Below are 17,929 nucleotides of genomic sequence, written 5' to 3' on the forward strand. Positions count from 1 at the left end.
CGGGCCTTTTTTTCGAGTGCCACCTTGAGAAATCCTCAAGTCGGGAAGAACATGGGTCGATACAGGCTTCATGAAAGCCATGCACCGCTCCTCACTGATTGCTCTGGCCGCGCTGGCACTGTGCATACCCAGGACCGGTATGGGGGAGAGTGTGCTGGTCAGCGGTGCAGGCAGCACCGGCGCCAGTGCCTCGGTGGACATCCGCATCATCGTGCCGCCAGTGATGCAGGTGCTTGAGAACACCCACCCTGAGCAACTGGGCGTCGCGGTGGATGGCCAGTGGAGCGCTCAGCAGAAGCTGGTGGTGATGTCGACCATGAAGCGCGGCTTTTGCGTCACTTTGCGCCTGGCAACGCCCCAGGTGGAAGGCTGGCAACTGCACAGCCTGCAGCAGGGCGGCGTCACACTGAGCACGGTGGCCGACGGCTATCAGGTGTGCACGGCCCGCGCAGGACGGTACACGCTGCTGTTGCAGCATGCGTTCGCTGCAGAGAGCACGGTCGCTGGCGATGCCCTTCGCTGGCCGGTGCGCACCGACTTGACGGCGCTCTAGGGCAAACCCCAGGCCACAAAGCCGGGATTTTCCCAATGGGCCTTGCCATAGCGCAACGGTTCGCCCCCCAGGGTGATCACCGAACCGCCGGCCCCTGTCAGCACCGCCTGGCCGGCTGCGGTGTCCCACTCCATGGTGCGACCCAGCCGCGGATAGACATCGGCCTCGCCTGCAGCAACCTGGCAGAACTTGAGCGACGAACCGGCCACCTTCAGCTGCACCACCGGGGCATCCAGCCCGTCCAGATAGGCCTGCAGGCGCGCTGTGTCGCCATGGGAACGGCTGGCCAGCACCGTGAGGCCCGGCAACGGCGCTCTGCGGCATTGCAGCGGGCGGCGCATGGGCAGGTGACCGGATGAATCCGCTTCGCACCAGGCACCGACGCCTGGTCCTCCTGCGTACAGCAAGCCCAGTGCCGGTGCCTGCACCACTCCCAGTACAGGCTGGCCGAACTCGATGAGCGCGACATTCACGGTGAACTCGCCATTGCGTCCGACGAACTCTCGGGTGCCATCCACCGGGTCCACCAGCCAGAAGGGCTGGTCGGGTGCCACGACGGTCTGCAGACCAGCGCTGACCGCCTCTTCAGCAATCACAGGCACCTCAGGCATGAGCCCCAGAAGCGCGGCGGTGATGATCGCTTCGGCGCGGCGATCGGCTTCAGTCACCGGCGAGTCGTCGGACTTCCCGTGTACATCGAAGTCGGTGGCGTAGACCGACATCACCGCCTCGCCCGCCCGACGCACGATGGTCACCACGTCTTCGAGCAGACGGTGACGTTCGGCGATGGAGGTGTGACGCAAAGGGTTTACCGGAGACTTCACAGCCTCGCTTAGCCTATTCACCGCCGGGCTGGCTTTGCCAGACGGCCAGTGCCGCCTCCCTTGAGGGGGGTGACGCGAAGCGCGGCGGGGGATGTGCCAACCCGTTTCCGGAGCGAAGTGCCCCATCCAGGGATACCGAGGATCCGGCTTTTCCGGTCCCAGGTATCGCCCCCTTGAGGGGGTGACGCGAAGCGGCGCGGGGGTGTCTCATCTCAGCGTGGCCACAGCACCCACATCTGCAACGGCTGCTTGAGCGCCGCGGCGGTGATGTACGACTCATCGGTCCAACCACCCCAGCCCGTGAACAGGTCGGCGCGCACCGCGCCCAGAATGGCCCCCCCCGTGTCTTGCGCCATGACCAGTTTTTGCTGGTTCAGGGTGGGTCCCTGCGTGGCCAGCCAGACCGGCGTGCCATAAGGGATGCTCTGTGGATCGACCGCAATGGAACGGCCTGGCGTGAGCGGCACGCCCTGGGCGCCGCGCGGGCCGAAACGGGCGTCGAATTCACTCAGCACCTCTTCCCGGAAAAACACGGTGCGCGGATTGCTCCACAGCATGTCGTTGAGACGTTGCGGGTTCCGCGCCGCCCAGGCCTTGATGGCATCCCAGGAGGCTTCGCGGATCGCGCGCTGATCGAGCAGCCAGCGACCCACACTCTGGTAGGTGTGGCCATTGTGGGCGGCGTAGGCCACCCGGACCTGTCTCTGGCTGCCGTCGGCCTCGGTGATGTTGAGGCGGCCGGAACCCTGGATCTGCAGGATGAGGGCATCAATGGGATCGGCCAGCCAGGCGATCGCTCGGCCTTGCAGGGCCGCCTGAGCAGCGGGCAGGGTGTCGATGTCGCGTCGGCTGTACCAGGTCTGCCCGGCACGCAGGCCGGGTGGCGGCTCGTAAAGCGGCGTTCGGTGTGTGGCGGTGGGCACGCGCGTGGCGTTCATGATGGGCTCGTAGTACCCGGTCAGCAAGCCCTCGGGCACGCTGCCATCGGGTTCGCTCACCCGGTAGGGCACGAAACGCTGCACCACCCAGGCCTGCTGCTCGGCCGGCGTGGCGATCGAGAGTTGTCGCACCTCGGCACACAAGGCCGCCTGACCGGGCGCGGGGCGTTCGCAGCCGCGCACCCAGGCGTTCCAGACCTCGTGCAGGCTGTCATTCCCCCAGCCAGGCAACTCGGCCCACCGCACAGGCGTCCAGCGGCTTTTGCCGCGTTGCAACGCTGGTGGCAGCGGCTCGGTTCCGTCAACAACCGGCGCCGGGGCGACCGCGGGTGCCCTGGGTGACGGCAGGGGTGCTGGCTCGGGCAAGATCGCGCAGGCGCCCAGGCTTCCTACAATCCAGACAACGGCGAACACACGCGCCGCTCGCGCCCATGGTCCTGACTGGCCCCCTGCGCACCCGGAAAAACCAACCTTGCTCACCATTGCACTTGCTGCTCCTGAAATCTGATCCATGACCCTGTTGTTGCTGGAAGCGCTCGGTGCGCTGGTCTTGCTTGTCTTCATTGTGTGGTGGACGATGTTCTCTGGCCGCAACAAGGGTGAGTTGCCAGCCGAAGTGGAGCGTGAGAAGGCTGGAAGGGTGTCTGTTGACGAGGCTCCCGCAGGGAGCAAAGACCGACCGCCCCCCGGCCCATGATCCCATCGCGTGCCACTGCACGCACCGGGAGACTGCGTGAGCGAACTCGGGAATGGCCCATCGCTGGCCTCATGAGAGGCGCAGCGCGTTGGCCAGTTCCACCGCCGACTTCACGCACATCTTGTCGAACACCCTTGAGCGGTGGACCTCCACGGTGCGCACGCTGATGTTGAGCTGATCCGCCACCAGTTTGTTGGGCAGCCCTTCCACCACCAGCCGCATCACATCGCGCTCGCGATCTGTGAGGCTGGCCAGACGGGCCTGCATCTCGTGCTGCTGCCGCCGCTGCGCCAGCACCTGCGCCGACTGGGCCAGCGCCTGTTCAATACGATCCACCAGCACGTTGTCCGAAAAAGGCTTCTCGCAGAAATCGAAGGCGCCGCGCTTGACCGCATCGACCGCAGTGGGCACATCGGCATGACCAGAGAGGAAGATCACCGGCATGGCGGCTTGCCAGGGCAGGGTGAGCAGGTGCTCGAACAATGCCAGCCCGCTCATGCCGGGCATGCGCACATCGAGCAAGACGCAGGAAGGTGATCCCGGCGCATCGCGCCAGCTGTTCACCTCGGCCAGAAAGGCATCCGCACTGGCATAGCCCTCGCTCAGCAACCGACGGGTGCGCAACAACCACGACAGTGCGTCACGCACGCCGGCGTCGTCATCGACGAGAAAGATGCGGGCGTCGGGGTACTCGGTCATGGGCGGATCATAGTGGAGGCGTTTTCTGGAAAAGGCAGGCATCACCCTGCCGGCAGGGTGAACCGGAACACCGTGCCGCGCGGCAGTGCCGGCTCGTGCACCAGCGCACCCCCGTGCTGCTCGATCACGGTGCGGCACAGGCTCAACCCCAGGCCCATGCCTTCGGCCTTGGTGGTGAAAAACGGGGTGAACAGCTTGTTCTGCACTTCCGGGCTCATGCCTTCGCCGTGATCGGTCACGGTGAACTCAACCCAGCGCTTGTGTGCCCGCCCCGCAGACTGCTGGCGCAGCAAGGCCACGCGCAGGCTCAGCACGCGCAGGCCACTCTGGGAGACGGGGTCACCAATGGGCATCGCCTGCATGCCATTGCGCGCCAGATTGAGCAACACCTGTTCAACCATGGTGCGGTCGCAGAGCACGGATGGACAGTCGTCCGCCACCGAGATCTGCAAACGGATGTCCTGTTTCTTTGCCTGGAGGTTCAGCAGGGGCTGGATGGCATCGACCAGTGCGGCCGGTGCAACCGCTTCGCGCACATGCTCACGGCGTCGCACGAAATCGGCCACGCTCTTGATGACGCGGCCCGCGCGATCTGCCTGCTCGCCGATCCGCCGCATGGCCAGTTGCAGGTCGGCCTGAGGCAAGCCAGCGATCGGACCGTCCAGCAGGTTGAGCGTGCCGGTGGCGTAGCTGGAGATGGCCGCCAGGGGCTGATTGAGCTCGTGGCTGAGCAGCGACGCCATCTCACCCACCGTGGCCAGTCGGGCGGTCGCCTGAAGGCGCTCCTGGGACGTGCGATTGAGATCTTCCACCCTGCGCTGCTCGGTCATGTCCACGATGGCACTCATGTAACCGGTCTGTATTCCCTGGGCGTCGATCAGCGGGGCTTCGATGATCAGCACTGGGAAGCGCGTGCCGTCCTTGCGCTGGAACATCGACTCATAGCCCTCGCGCGGCAGCGTCTGCCCAGCCAATCGAACCGCCTGCCGTTGCTGGTACTCGTCCACCAGTTCGGGGGGCCACCACGGCGCTGGCAGCCCGGTGCCGATGAGCTCCTCAGGACCAAAGCCCACCATCTGGCAGAAGGCCGGATTGACATAGGTCACCCGCCCCTGCATGTCGCGCGCCCGCAGACCGGTGACAAGCGAGTTCTCCATGGCGTTGCGAAAGGCCAGCGCATCGGCCAGATTGTGTTCAGCGCGCTGACGTCGCCGCATGTCGCGCCCCAGCATGGCCATCACCGCCAGCAACGCCAGTGACAGCGCGCCCACCACCGCGGTGAGCATGTTGGGGAACAGGCCGTAAAAGCCGGTGCGGCTCACGCGCGGGCTCTCCAGCTGCAGCATCAGGGAATTGCCCGGCAGATCCAGCAAGGTGCTGGCGCGCAGCACGCGCCGGTCGCCCTGGATCGCGCTGTGTACCGCCAGCCGGGTACCGTCTGCCTCGGTGAAGGCCAGGCCATGCCCCCGCAGCATGTCCTTGTTGCCCAGCTCATCCAGAATGCCCGGCAGCGAATAGGTGGCCACCAGGAAACCGTTGGGCGCGCCCGCCCGCACCACGGGCAGGCACATTTCCATGAACTCCATGCCCATGCCTTCGCGCATGGGCCAGAAATAGCTGGGGGAAAACGCCGGCCCCGACAGGCGGCGCGCGGCTTCGCAGGCCTGCCGCATGTCCGGCAGGGCCGCTTCCCGTCCCATGCTGCCAAACGGCTCTGCCATGTAGGGGGTATTGCGAGAGGCGATCAGGCTGGTGGCGTTGTCACGCCATTCCAGCCGCACCATTTCACGGTGACGGGCCAGCACCTCGGAAGCCGGCGCCATCCAGGAGTCGGGCGTGGGCACCACACTGTGCAAGGACTGCAGGGTTTGCACATTGCGGATCAGCGCACTGCGAATGTCGCTGGCCACCGCAGCGGCGTCGCGCTCCACCGCGGCCTGGTCGCGCGACTCTTCGTATTCACGCGCCAGAAACACCAGCACGCCCAGCAGCAAGGCCACCAGCAGCAGCAATGCGCCCCAGAGCAGCCAACGCCGCGAACGCAAGGCACTGCGCGGACGCACAGGCAAGGAAGGGTAGGGAGAAGCGGCTACAGTCACCGGGTTGATTTCCTCGCGTTATGGGGAAGGCACATCAACGACACCTGAGGGGGCGCAGCAGCGAGGTCCAGAGGCGAGCATGAACAGTTAGACAGGACCAGTCCAGCACGAGCGAGATGCCCCAATCCATGGGCGACGAGGGTCCGGCTTCGCCGGCCCAAAACGCCGTCCCCCTCCAAGCCGAAGGCGCAAGAGGGGGAAGACGCGCAAGCGGCGCAGGGGGTGACGCCGTACCTCGGCGCAGGGGGTGCCTCCTATCCTCACAACCTGCGATGCTGCAAAGAAGGCAGCTGCTCCCGCACGCCATGCAAACGTTGAATATCCAGCTCTGCCATCACCACACCCGGCCCCTCGGACTGCATCGCCAGGATCTCGCCCCAAGGGTCGACCACCATGCTGTGGCCCCAGGTGCGCCGGCCATTTTCATGACGACCGCCCTGCGCGCTGGCGATCACATACGCCTGATTTTCAATGGCACGCGCACGCAACAGCACCTCCCAGTGGGCAGACCCTGTGGTGTGGGTGAAGGCGGCTGGCACCAGCAGAACGTCGGCGGCGAGCGCGCGGTACAGCTCGGCAAAACGCAGGTCGTAACAGACGCTCTGACCAATGCGCCAGTCTTGGCCGGCGCGCGAGCGAAGGTCAAAGCTCGTGGGGGTATCGCCTGCCAGCAACACCGCCGACTCGTCGTAGCGCTCCCGGCCGTTGTCGTAGCGAAACAGGTGGATCTTGTCGTAGCGGCTGATCTGGGTGCCCTTGGGATTGAAGGTCAGCGATGCGTTGGCGACGTGGGTGGGATCGTCTGTGGCCATGGGCAGCGTGCCGCCCACGATGCAGAGCTTCAGATCGCGGGCCACGTCAGACAGGAAATCCTGCACCGTGCCCAGGCCCGGTGTCTCGGCAATAACGAGTTTGTCTTCGTCCTTCTGGCCCATGAAGCAGAAGTACTCGGGCAGCACCGCCAGTTCGGCACCGGCACTGGCTGCCTGGCGCAACAGACGCAGGGCCTCGCTGAGGTTGGCATCCAGGCTGATGCCGGAGACCATTTGAATGGCGGCGACTTTCATGGCAGATCCTCACTAGAAAAGGGCAAGTGCGGCCGCATGCGCCCCGGCACCCTGGGGCCGCAAACGCACATCGACCGAGCTTACTCGACGGGGGCAGGTTTCCGGGTCTCGGGCGGCGGGGTCATCGGCACATTGCGGACCTGTTTCACCACCTGCGGATCGGCCCAGCTGCCCGTGATGCGGAACTCCTGTGTGGTGGCGCTTTGCAAGGGTTCGCGAAGCAGGAACTGCGCCAGAAACGTGCCGAGCCCCACGGCCGGGTTGATGGCGGTGGCGATCAGCGCGGCGGTACCGGCATTGATCTCGGGCACCACCACCACCTTGAGATCCTGCTCTTCGCGCCCGATGTCGGCCGTGCCTTCCATCAGCACCGCCGCATTGACGCCCTTCATCTGCAGGTTGTTGGTCGACATCACACCCTTGTCGATGCGCGCATCGCCGCGCACGAAATCGAAAGCGAAACCTTCGGAGAACACATCGCGGAAATCGAGTGCCAGTCGCCGGGGCAGTGCCTGCAGGCTCAGCACGCCGAGCAGCTTGGCCGCCCCCGGCTCCACCTGCAGGAATTGCCCACTGGCCACGTCGGCCCGCAGCTGGCCCGAAAGGCTGGGGTAGTCGAGCGCCAGCGGAGAACCCGCCCAACCAATGCGCCCCTCGATCTGCCCCTTGCCGCCGCGCACCACGCCTTCACGACCAAACCGCTCCAGCAGCTTGCCCGAGTCGTCAATGTCGAGCCGGAAATTCAACGCTGTGCGCCGGGGGGCGTCAGAGGCAGTCGTACCCGTTGGCGTCTCCAGGGCGGCCCAGTTGCCGGTGGCGCTCAGCCGGGCTTCGGGCACACGCATGGCAAGCCGGTTCAGCCGCCACTCTCGTATCCGCCCTGCACCTCCCACGTTGACCGCCTCGATTTCCACTCGGCCCAGGCGCCGGGTGCCCAGCACGAGGTCGTCGACCGCGATGTCCAGTGCGGGCACGCTTCCAGGTTGCTGCAATCGCTGCTCCACGTCGGTGGCGGCACTGGGGGGCAGATCCAGCCTGGCCAGACGGGCGTAAATGCTGCCGGCGCTGATGCCGCCTGAGGGCCGGTATTCCACGTAACCGTTGAGCTCGTCGGCGTCGATGTTGGCGCGCCACTGCGTGCCCACGCGCGAGCCACCCACGACCACCTTGTTGAAACTGCGCCCGTCCGCGGTGATGCGGTTGGCTCGCACGGCCACGGTGGTGGGCAGGTAACCCAGCGTCCCATCGCCGGTTGGACCGGTGGTGCCCGTGCTCGCACCGGTTGCAGGGAGGCTCACCTCCACGCCAGTGGCAGACGAGAAAGCGTGCCTCCACTGATCGATGTCAAGCTGGTCCAGGGAAATGTTGGCCATCACACCTTGTGCAGGCAGCGGTGCCGATTCGCCCTCCCGCAAGCCGGCAGCCAGGCTGCCGCGCAGCACGCGGGGTTCCGCTTGACCCAGATCGCGCTCGTATTGCAGCGCCAGCACAGGCGCCGCAGGCGGGCCCAGCGAAACACTCAGGCGATCAACGCTGGCCTGTTCCCCGACCACCGACAACACCGCACTCTCGAATCTCAGCGGCATGTTCGCATCAGCCGCCTTGTTCAAAGGCGCCGGCAAGTTCAGCGCCAATCCTTGCAAGCTGCTGGTGACGATCAACTCGGGTTCGCCGCCCCGAAAACCCAGTTGCGCGGCATAGCCTGTGCTCCCGCTGGTGTTCAGGAACAGGCGTGAGACAAAGCCCAGACCGGCTTGCTGAAGCCCCACGGCGCTCGCCGTACCCTGTCCACGAAACCGGATCGGCGAGGGCTGACCGGGCTCATCCGCGGACATGCCGCCTTCAAAACGCACCACGCCGCCGTACAACCTGGCCTGGGCGTTGGTGATGTCGAAACCGCGGTCGGTGAACTGCAACAACCCGGTGGCGCCGGCAAGCAACGGAGAAAGCGGACTGATCTGCACGTCATTGCCCGGGAAGCGCACCGAACCCCTGACCTGCGCAGCATCCACGTCGGACAAAGGCAGACTCAGGTCAAAGCCCAGATCCACCACACCATTCATCTGCGCTTGCGTCAGCGCACGCCCGGTCAGGTCGTTCAGCGGCGATGTCTTCAGCACCTCCAGCACCTCGACCGCAGGCCCGGCGGCATGCGCCTTGACCAGCAAGGTGGCACGCTCCGACAGATCGTCGATTCGGACCTCACCGCGGCTCAGGCTCACGTTCGGCGCACCCTGCAACCCGGCGGAGATGTCGGTGATGCGCAGCGACGCGCGATCCAGTACCAGCTGACCGCTCACTTTTTGCAGTGCCGGCCAGGGTGTGGCTCCTTCTGAGCGCAGGAAGGGGGGCGCATAGGCCAGGTCCACATCCTGCAAGCGGGCCGCAATGCGGAAAACGCCCACGCTTCCCGGTGTGTCGAAGGGCAGGTCGTCGACCTCGCCACGCACCCGGAACTCCACCCGACTGGAGGTCCCGCCAAGCAAGGCCTCGCGCACATAGCGCCGCGAATCAGGGCCCACGCTCAGGGGCAGGTAGCGGTGGGTGCTGGTCGCCAGCGCGCGGGTCAGGGTGGCGTCAAGCTCCAGCACGCCGGGAAAACGCGTGCCCGCGGGGTTGGTGTCGGGATCGCTGGTGCGCCAGCGCACCTTCGCCGTGCCCTCGGCATCGGCATTGGCCATGCGCACCTGGTCCAGATCGACCTCGATCCGCTCGCCCTTCACACGCCACACCGCATCGGCCTGAAGCCGCTGCAACGGCAAATCGGTGGCCTCGAACACGCCGGGGAGTTCAAGCTGACCGTCGGTCAGATCCAGGCGCGCCTTGCCTCCTTCGCGATTGAAATCGAAGTCCACCGTCGCACCCACCAGCCCGGGGCGACCTGGCAACGGGTAATCGCCCCGCGATGACCTGCGCTCACTTTTTTCACCCCTCAGCGTCAAACCCACCACACGCCCCTTGGCCCAGTAATTTCCGCCCGGCCACACCCTGGCTGGAGCCTCGGCCAGCCCAGGGCCATTGGTCCATGGGTCAGGTTCCCAGCGCGCATCCAGTCCCTGGACGCGCCCCACCGGTTGCAAGCTGTCCAGCATCTGGTGCGCGAACCCATCCAGCGGCAGGCGGGTGGCAATGGCGCTCAGCGCCGCCAGATCCACCTGGTCGGCGCTGAGCGCGGTCGAACCTGGCCTGCCGCCCGCGTAACCCGCCACATGCACCACCCGCACCCGCCCACCAGGCCAGATCTGGCCCTCTGCGGTGCGAAAGCGCAGGTCATCGGTGGAGAACGAAAATCCGTCGGCGCTCCACTGCGCTGCCAGACCGCCCTGGATCTCGTCGAGCGCCAGCGCAGGCAGGGTCGGACCCAGCCGCACCTGGACCTGGCGCAAATCCAGTTCGGTGCTGGCACCAGTGACGGCGCCACGCTTCACGTCGGCCCAGGCCTTGAGCGCGCCCTGACCGCCAGCGACCTCCAGGTCCCATTCCGACAAGTCGACGTAGGCGCGCAAACGGGCCACGTCCACACGCCGGAAGTCGGCAAAAAGATCACCGTCCCATTGCCGCCAGCGGGCGGGGGCCTCTTCCTGATTGCCTTGACCAAGGGCCAGCAACGGTTGCCGAAATCGCGCCACCAGACTGAAACGGTCGCCCCATTCGGCCGGCGGCGTGGCATCCAGCCTGAACTGGTGATTGCGACCGGTATGGCGGGCCACAAAATCGAGCGCCGAAAGCGCCAGCGGCGGCTGGCCGCGCAAATCGTCGGTCCAGCGCACGGTACCCTGCCGGATCGCGAATTCCCTCTGGGAGAAAAACCAGTCGGCGGCATCATCATCCTCGCTGTTCGACCCGGACAGGTCCAGGCCGGCCACTTCGATACGGCCCTCGCCGGTGCGACGCACATCCAGCACCGGACGGTCGATCACCACCTGTTCCACGCCACCGCGCCAGATCGAGGCCACCGACAGCGCGACGCGCACCTGGGGCAACTCCAGGGCCGCACGACCATGTGCGTCATACAGCCTGACATCCTGCAGCTCGATCACCGGTACGAAAGCGGGCAGCAGCCCCTGTTTGACGGAGGTGGTCTCGGCGCGGATGCTGCCCACTGTCACGGGAACCCCAACCGCTGCGCTCGCCCACCGTTCCAGCTCAGGACGCCACTCGCCGATTCGCGGCACAATCCACCAATGGAGCGTTCCCCAGGTCAACGCAAACAGGCTCCACGATGCCAACACGAGCCACAACAGCAGCCGTGCAGCCACCGAGAAAGTCTTGAGGATTCGCGTGGCGGGTGCGATCGACGCCGGGCTTTGTTTCATGTCCACTCAAATTATGACGGCCAGCCCTCCCAACGGTTCCGCAGCTGACACCTCCGCGCCCACATCCGTGACCGTTTGCCCACCAATGGTGGCGGGTGAACGGCAGGCGAGCCATTCGCGCTTCGTTCAGCGCCTGCGCAGGCGGTACGCCGATGAGCTGGCCTGCCTCCCGCCCGGTGCTCCGGTGCACGCCACCATGCAGGCCTGCCTGACCGTCCTGCGCGCCAAGGGCTTGCCTCTGCCGGCGGCACTGCGAGTGCTGCGCCAACTCGTGCTGGAACGCCTGGTGGTGCTCGACTGCGAACAGGACGCGCCGCTGCGCGATGTCACCCGCGCGGTCACCGAGTTGGCCGAACTGGCGCTGGACGCCGCCTGCGAGCTGGCTTTCGCCGAACTGGACAGCCTGCACGGCGAACCGCTGGTCGGAACATCCGAAGACGACGTGCCGGGTCGCTCCAGACTGGACGCCGGCCCACCACCCCCGGTGTTGAACGCTGCGCCTCGCAGGGCACATCTCTGGGTGGTCGGCATGGGCAAGCTCGGGGCACGCGAACTCAACGTGTCCAGCGACATCGATCTGATCTACGTTTACGACCACGACGGCGAAACCGCCGGCAACAGCGAGGGCCGCAACCGCATCAGCAACCACGAGTACTTCGGCAAGGCGGTCAAGCACATCTACAACACGGTGGGTGAGACCACCGAACACGGCAACGTGTTTCGCGTCGATCTGGCGCTGCGACCCAACGGCAACTCCGGGCCCAGCGCCGTGTCACTGGGCGCGCTAGAAGAGTATTTTCTGGTTCAGGGACGCGAATGGGAGCGTTTTGCCTGGCTCAAGAGCCGGGTGATCGCGCCGGCCATCTCCGTGCGCGACGGCAGCGCCAATGCCCTTAGAGGTGCGGTACTGCCTTTTGTGTTCCGCAAGTACCTGGACTACAGCGTTTTTGATTCGCTGCGGCATCTGCACCGCCAGATCCGCGAACATGCTTCGAGGCGTGCCGCCGGGCATCCCGGGCGCGCCAACGACGTGAAGCTCTCGCGCGGTGGCATCCGGGAGATCGAGTTCACCGTGCAGCTGCTGCAAGTGGTGCGTGGCGGCCAGTTTCCTGAACTGCGCACCCGGCCCACACTGGATGCGCTCACCCGCTTGTGTCGCGCCAACCTGATGCCTCAGGCCACCGCCGATGCGCTCTCGCAAGCCTACGACTTTCTGCGCCGCGTCGAACACCGCATCCAGTACCTCGACGACCAGCAGACCCACGTGCTGCCCACGCGCGACGACGACCTGACCTGGTTGGCAGCGACCATGGGTTGCGCCAACGTGTGCGAATTCCTGCATTCGCTTGACGCCCACCGGGAGGTGGTCGCCCAGGAGTTCGATACCTTGCTGGGAGGACCTTCCAAGGGCAACTGCAACGGAAAGAACTGCGGCAACGGAGGCCGCAACGGTGTCGAGGGCCTGCAAAGCGTGTTGGCAAGGCTGCCGGGGCGTTTCGCCGAGCGAATTGGGCAGTGGTGCGAAGACCCCAGGGTGCTGGCCATGCGCGAAGACGCCCGCCAACGCCTGACGCGGCTCGTGGAACGCACTGGCGCGTGGCTGGACGAAGGTCGTGTCAGCGAGCTGGCGGCGCTGCGCCTGGCCGACTGGATCGAACACCTGCTGCGGCGTGAGAGCTATCTGGCCCTTCTTCAGGAACGCCCGTCGGTGCACGAGCGCCTTTTGCGCATCATTGGTGCCGCCAAATGGCCCGCCCGCTACCTGCTCAGGCACCCCGGCGTGATCGACGAACTGGCCAGCCAGCAACTGCTGGCCGAACGCTTCGACGCGGCCCAGTTTGAAGGCGAGCTGGAAGCCCGCCGTGCGGCCTTGCAGTCCACTGGCGAAGACGATGAAGAGGCTTTGCTCGACCTGCTGCGCCGCGCGCACCATGCCGAGGTGTTCCGCACGCTGGCGCGCGACATTGAAGGCGCCCTGACCGTGGAGCAGGTGGCCGACGATCTGTCGGCGATGGCCGACTCGGTGTTGCGTGTGACCGCGCGCTGGTGCTGGTCGCGACTGAAGAACCGCCACCGTGAATCGCCCCGCTTCGCCATCATTGGCTACGGCAAGCTCGGCGGCAAGGAGCTGGGCTACGGAAGCGATCTGGACATCGTGTTCGTCTACGAAGACGATGACGAGAATGCGTCAGAAATCTACGCTGGCTTCGTGCGCAAGATGATCAACTGGCTCACGGTCAAGACCGGGGAGGGCGACCTGTTCGAAATCGACACGGCATTGCGGCCCAACGGCAATTCCGGGCTGCTGGTCACCAGCTTCACAGCGTACGCCAACTACCAGCAACGCCGTGGCAGCAACACCGCCTGGACCTGGGAGCACCAGGCGATGACACGTGCGCGCGTGGTCATGGGCGACGGCTCGGACGGGCCGGGTTCTGGTGCTGGCGCGACAGGCCCATCGCTTCAGGAGCGGTTCGACGCCGTGCGCGAGTCTGTGGTCACGGCCGAACGCGACCCGGTTGCCCTGGCGGCCGAGATCGTGGCGATGCGCGAGAAGGTGCGTGCTGCCCACCCGGTCAAAGGCACCCGGTTTGATGTCAAGCACAGTCCAGGCGGCATGGTCGATGTCGAGTTCGCGGTGCAGTTTCTGGTGCTGTCCCAGTCGCAAACGCACGCGGAACTGCGTGACAACACCGGCAACATCAACTTGCTGGAACGCGCCGAGCGCGCAGGCCTTCTTGCACCCGGCATGGGCACAGCGGCCGCGCGGGCTTACCGGCGATTGCGCCAGATCCAGCACCAGGCCCGGCTGGATGAAGCATCGACCCAGGTCGAAGAAAACGAGGTGGCCGATGCGGCGCCAGCGGTGCGCGCCCTCTGGAACCATGTGCTGGGCCACGCGGTGACCACCCCTGCGGTACAGCACCCCGAACCATGAGCGGCGCATCGCGCAGCTGGCTGCTGGTGTGCGCAGTGCATGGCGTGGCGAGCATGCTGCTGTGGTGGGCCGGTGCGGACATGGTCGGTGTCATGACCTGGCATGCCGACGGCTGGCAACAGCAACCCTGGACCTTGTGGACCAGTGCCTGGGTGCACATGAATACGCCGCACCTGATTGGGAACCAGCTGGCGCTGGGTGTATTGACGGCATTCGCCTGGGTGATTCGACCGAGCGGGCGCTGTACGCTGGCCTGGCTGCTGGTCTGGCCGCTGACCCAGGCCTCGATGGCGTGGTGGCCACAGATCGGCTATGCGGTGGGTCTCGCCGGGCTGCTGCACGCCGGTGCCATGGTGCTGGCGGTGCAGCTCGTGCTCAAGCGGATCGCCGTGCGCAAGGGAACGAGGTGGGGCGGGCTGCTCATGCTGGGCCTGATCGTGAAGCTGGCGCTGGAGCGCGGCTGGTCGTATCCGGTGGTCTGGGATCCGGGCAACAACATGTCGGTGGTGCAGGCCGCGCACCTGAGCGGCGCAGGCTGGGGTTTGCTGATGGGTTGGCTGATCTGTGGTCGGCTCTGGCCGCTTCGACCCGCACCCTCGGTTGCCACTGGCTGAGGGCGGCCAGGAGCCTGCTGTCCCGCAAATAGTTGCATGAAATGAAACCGATGAATTCGCGCCCAGGGCAAGGCGCAAACCGCAGCGATAGCCTGTGCTATCGCGAGGATTTGCAACGCAGTCATGGGTGCGAAGGCGCGGTTTCATATGCAAGTTATTTGCGGGACAGCACATTAGCGCCGCCCGGACGCGCCACTCAGGCAGCGGCGGGCGCGCCGGCTGACGGCGCCAACGACTTTCTGAAGCGATTGAGTTCCTGCACCGACTTGAAGCTCTGGTCCATCAACAGGCTCATGTTGTGGAGAATGCGATCAACCACCTTGGTTTCCCAGGCGGCATCGAAATCGATCTGCTTGTCCAGCCAATGCTCCAGCCACTCGGGGTTGGGCAGGCGACTCTGGATCGTGTCATTGGGAAACAACCCCTTGTTCACGTGCAGGTTGGTGGGGTGAAGTGCCTGCGCGGTGCGCCTGGCACTGGCCATGAGCACGCCCACCTTGGCAAACGCGGTGCGGGCCTCGTCGCCGAATTTTCCAATCGCCCGCTTCATGTACCGCAGGTAGGCGCCTCCGTGGCGCGCTTCGTCCTGGCTGAGCGTGGCGTAGATCTTCTTGATCACAGGCTCTGAATGCCATTCGCTGGCGCGCCGGTACCAGTGATTCAGGCGGATTTCGCCGCAGAAATGCAGCATGAGGGTCTCCAGCGGCGGCGCGGGATCGAACTCGAACCGGATGTCGTGCAGTTCCTGTTCCGTGGGCACGAGTTCTGGCCGGAAACGACGCAGGTACTCCATGAGCACCAGCGAGTGCTTCTGCTCTTCAAAGAACCAGATCGACATGAAGGCCGAGAAATCCGAATCATCGCGGTTGTCACGCAGGAACATCTCGGTGGCCGGCAGCGCGGCCCACTCTGTGATCGCGTTCATCTTGATGGTCTGGGCTTGCTCGTCACTGAGCTGCGACGCCTCGAACTGGTCCCACGGAATGTCTTTGTCCATGTCCCAACGGACGGATTCGAGTTGCTTGAAGAGTTCTGGGTAGAGCATGTCGGACTTTCGTTACAGCAGAAACCAACCTTGCATTTTAGGCGGTGTGTCTGTTAGAGGTCCAGAAAGCAACAAGTTCTTGAAGGCCATGCACCGGCTTGGCTCGGTCAGCACAATGCACTCATCTGGCCATGAAAAGGCTCATGACCCTGCACGCCAACGCCCCACCGCCACGGAGATATCTTCCAGTTTCCCCATGGGCCAGAAAGCCGGTGTGCCCGGTTTGGCGGCGCCTCGCCTGGGCTGGTACAAGACCGGGCACCGACCACCGGCCCAGATTTCGACACGCGGCGGCAGGCGCTCCCGCAACTGGGCCAGTGCCGCGCGAACGTCTCTCGGGTTCTGGATCGCGGTGAAACCCAAGGCCAGAATGTCGGCACCGCTTGTCTGCGCCGCGCGCAAGATATCGGGCAGTGGCGTCTGTGTACCCAGGGGCACGGTCTGGCAACCCTCCAGCACCAGGAAACACTCGGCCATCAGCAGGCCCAGTCCATGGGGCTCGCCGGGCAGGGTGGTCAACAGCACACGGGGGGGCAGGCCCGGTCGTCCTCCGCCAACCTGTCCCATGGCGTGGCGCAGCACCCCCTGGAGGATTTCCGTGTACAGGTGTTCCTCGAACACCGCCAGATGGCCGTCCAGCCAAGCCTGCCCGACCTGAACATTCATCGGCACCACACATTCGGTGATGAGGCGTGCCAGACCGCGCTCAACAAGGGTCTGAGTCAACGCCAGGCGCAGGGCCTGGGCGTCCTGCGAACGCAGCATCTGCATCCATTCGTCCAGCTCTGGCAACGCAGCCGCCGGAGGCGGTGGCATCGTCGTGTCAGGCGGACTGTCGGACCCTGGCGTCTGAATCTGCTGCGCAGCGCGCTGCGTATCCAGTTCATCCAGTGCGTCGGCCGACAACGGAACCACCTGCCCCGGCCGGTGGCCTGCATCAAGCAGACGCCTGATTTTTCGCAGGCGATGCAACTGGGCGTCGTCGTACTGGCGCTCTCCAAGTGCGTCGCGGGCCGGCGTCGGGAAGCCATAGCGTCGCTCCCAGACGCGAAGGGTGTCCTTGGCCAGCCCGGTGTCTCGCTCCACGTCGGCGATGGTGTGCTGGGGCGATGCGGAAGAGCTTGAACTTGTCATGGACAAAAGATTCAATGTATACCTTTCATTATGGAGTTGCGGCCATGAATTCTCGATTTGTCCTTGGCAAGACCCAGCGTTTCGCGCGGTCACGATCGGCGTGTTTGGCTGCCTTGTTCGGCTTGCTGGCCCTCTCGACATGGGTCAGTGGCCACGCTCAACCACTCCAGGCTGGGCCCGCCAGGGTCAAGCCTGCAGTGGTTTCCGAAGCTGCCTGTCCGGCACTTTTGCAGCACAGCTTCGACCGGCTTCAGGACGAAAAGCCCCAGTCGCTCTGCCAATACGGGGGTCAGGTCGTTCTGGTGGTCAACACCGCAAGCCTGTGCGGTTTCACCGGCCAGTACAAGGGCCTCGAAGAGCTGTTTGCGCGCTACCGCGACCGCGGTTTCGTGGTGCTGGGCTTTCCCTCCGGCGATTTCGGACGGCAGGAACTTGGAGACAACCAGGCCATTGCCGATTTCTGCGAGAACACCTTCGGCGTGCGGTTTCCGATGTTCAGCAAGTCACGGGTGAGTGGCGCCGGGGCCAATCCGCTGTTTCGGCAGCTGGCCGAGCGCAGTGGTCAGACGCCGCAGTGGAATTTTCACAAGTATCTGATCGCTCGCGACGGACGAACCGTACGCAGCTTCGCCAGCACCGTCGAGCCTCAAAGCCCTACGCTGACCAGGGATATAGAGCGATTTCTCTCGACCAAACAGTGACCGATCAGTCACAATAAAACCGTTCAGTACATTTTTTATCCAATCCGTCATGACCTCCCCACTTTCCAGAAATGACCACGCATCGGCGCGGGTTGCCAGCGCAGTCCAGGCGTGGAACTTTTCTGTCCGCGACGGCCTCTCAATCTTCACTTCAGCAGCGAAAAAGAGGGCACCGCTGCTGTTCCCGGTTTCTGTACTGCGAAGCCTTCCGGGCGCGAGCCCGGTTGCAATCCCGAGGCGCATCTCCTCCTCCTCCCTCCCTCCCTTGTTCGTCTCGGGGCGCTTCGCAGTCTTTTCTTCTTCA

13 protein-coding genes are annotated in these 17,929 nt (G+C 65.1%); 5 read left to right on the top strand and 8 right to left on the bottom strand.

The window, feature by feature from the left end:
• Positions 1-70 precede the first annotated feature (70 nt).
• On the top strand, positions 71-553 hold the full coding sequence (locus Q7V46_RS01005) for a hypothetical protein (RefSeq protein WP_304911636.1): 483 nt from the start codon (positions 71-73) through the stop codon (positions 551-553).
• Here Q7V46_RS01005 and cysQ read toward each other — a convergent pair.
• The gene (cysQ, locus tag Q7V46_RS01010; RefSeq protein WP_304911637.1) at positions 550-1,356 is read right to left on the bottom strand and encodes a 3'(2'),5'-bisphosphate nucleotidase CysQ; all 807 of its coding nucleotides are present in this window, start codon (positions 1,354-1,356) and stop codon (positions 550-552) included. The two genes, Q7V46_RS01005 and cysQ, sit on opposite strands and share 4 nt — an antisense overlap.
• A gap of 233 nt (positions 1,357-1,589) precedes the next feature.
• Positions 1,590-2,591, bottom strand: a complete 1,002-nt coding sequence (locus Q7V46_RS01015; RefSeq protein WP_370690246.1) for a murein transglycosylase A — start codon at positions 2,589-2,591, stop codon at positions 1,590-1,592.
• A 235-nt stretch (positions 2,592-2,826) separates the two neighbouring features.
• On the opposite strand from Q7V46_RS01015, the gene Q7V46_RS01020 reads away from it, so the two are divergent.
• Positions 2,827-3,012: a hypothetical protein gene (locus tag Q7V46_RS01020; RefSeq protein WP_304911639.1), complete on the top strand. Its 186-nt coding sequence runs from the start codon at positions 2,827-2,829 to the stop codon at positions 3,010-3,012.
• A gap of 69 nt (positions 3,013-3,081) precedes the next feature.
• On the opposite strand, the gene Q7V46_RS01025 is transcribed toward Q7V46_RS01020, so the two are convergent.
• From Q7V46_RS01025 to Q7V46_RS01040, 4 genes are all read right to left on the bottom strand, one after another.
• Positions 3,082-3,711: a response regulator transcription factor gene (locus Q7V46_RS01025; protein WP_304911640.1), complete on the bottom strand. Its 630-nt coding sequence runs from the start codon at positions 3,709-3,711 to the stop codon at positions 3,082-3,084.
• Positions 3,712-3,752: 41 nt separating this feature from the next.
• Positions 3,753-5,810, bottom strand: coding sequence for an ATP-binding protein (locus tag Q7V46_RS01030; protein WP_304911641.1), 2,058 nt, complete (start codon positions 5,808-5,810; stop codon positions 3,753-3,755).
• A 260-nt stretch (positions 5,811-6,070) separates the two neighbouring features.
• On the bottom strand, positions 6,071-6,877 hold the full coding sequence (locus tag Q7V46_RS01035) for a carbon-nitrogen hydrolase family protein (RefSeq protein WP_304911642.1): 807 nt from the start codon (positions 6,875-6,877) through the stop codon (positions 6,071-6,073).
• Between the two features lie 80 nt (positions 6,878-6,957).
• Positions 6,958-11,193: a YhdP family protein gene (locus Q7V46_RS01040; protein ID WP_304911643.1), complete on the bottom strand. Its 4,236-nt coding sequence runs from the start codon at positions 11,191-11,193 to the stop codon at positions 6,958-6,960.
• A gap of 13 nt (positions 11,194-11,206) precedes the next feature.
• On the opposite strand from Q7V46_RS01040, the gene glnE reads away from it, so the two are divergent.
• Together glnE and Q7V46_RS01050 are read left to right on the top strand one after the other, a co-directional pair.
• The gene (glnE, locus tag Q7V46_RS01045) at positions 11,207-14,131 is read left to right on the top strand and encodes a bifunctional [glutamate--ammonia ligase]-adenylyl-L-tyrosine phosphorylase/[glutamate--ammonia-ligase] adenylyltransferase (protein ID WP_370690250.1); all 2,925 of its coding nucleotides are present in this window, start codon (positions 11,207-11,209) and stop codon (positions 14,129-14,131) included.
• Positions 14,128-14,745, top strand: a complete 618-nt coding sequence (locus tag Q7V46_RS01050) for a rhomboid family intramembrane serine protease (RefSeq protein ID WP_304911644.1) — start codon at positions 14,128-14,130, stop codon at positions 14,743-14,745. Before glnE ends, Q7V46_RS01050 begins: the two co-directional genes overlap by 4 nt.
• A 196-nt stretch (positions 14,746-14,941) precedes the next feature.
• Here the strand turns inward: Q7V46_RS01050 and Q7V46_RS01055 are convergent, their stop codons facing one another.
• Both Q7V46_RS01055 and Q7V46_RS01060 read right to left on the bottom strand, forming a co-directional pair.
• Entirely contained in the window at positions 14,942-15,790 is an 849-nt protein-coding gene (locus Q7V46_RS01055) for a ferritin-like domain-containing protein (protein WP_304911645.1), read from the bottom strand.
• Positions 15,791-15,931: 141 nt separating this feature from the next.
• Positions 15,932-16,924, bottom strand: coding sequence for a MerR family transcriptional regulator (locus tag Q7V46_RS01060; protein ID WP_304911646.1), 993 nt, complete (start codon positions 16,922-16,924; stop codon positions 15,932-15,934).
• A gap of 44 nt (positions 16,925-16,968) precedes the next feature.
• Here Q7V46_RS01060 and Q7V46_RS01065 point away from each other — a divergent pair, with 44 nt between their 5' ends.
• Positions 16,969-17,625: a glutathione peroxidase gene (locus Q7V46_RS01065; protein ID WP_370690251.1), complete on the top strand. Its 657-nt coding sequence runs from the start codon at positions 16,969-16,971 to the stop codon at positions 17,623-17,625.
• Positions 17,626-17,929: the final 304 nt, after the last annotated feature.

Origin of the sequence: Hydrogenophaga sp., assembly GCF_030651625.1 — a bacterium.
GTDB lineage: Bacteria > Pseudomonadota > Gammaproteobacteria > Burkholderiales > Burkholderiaceae_C > Hydrogenophaga.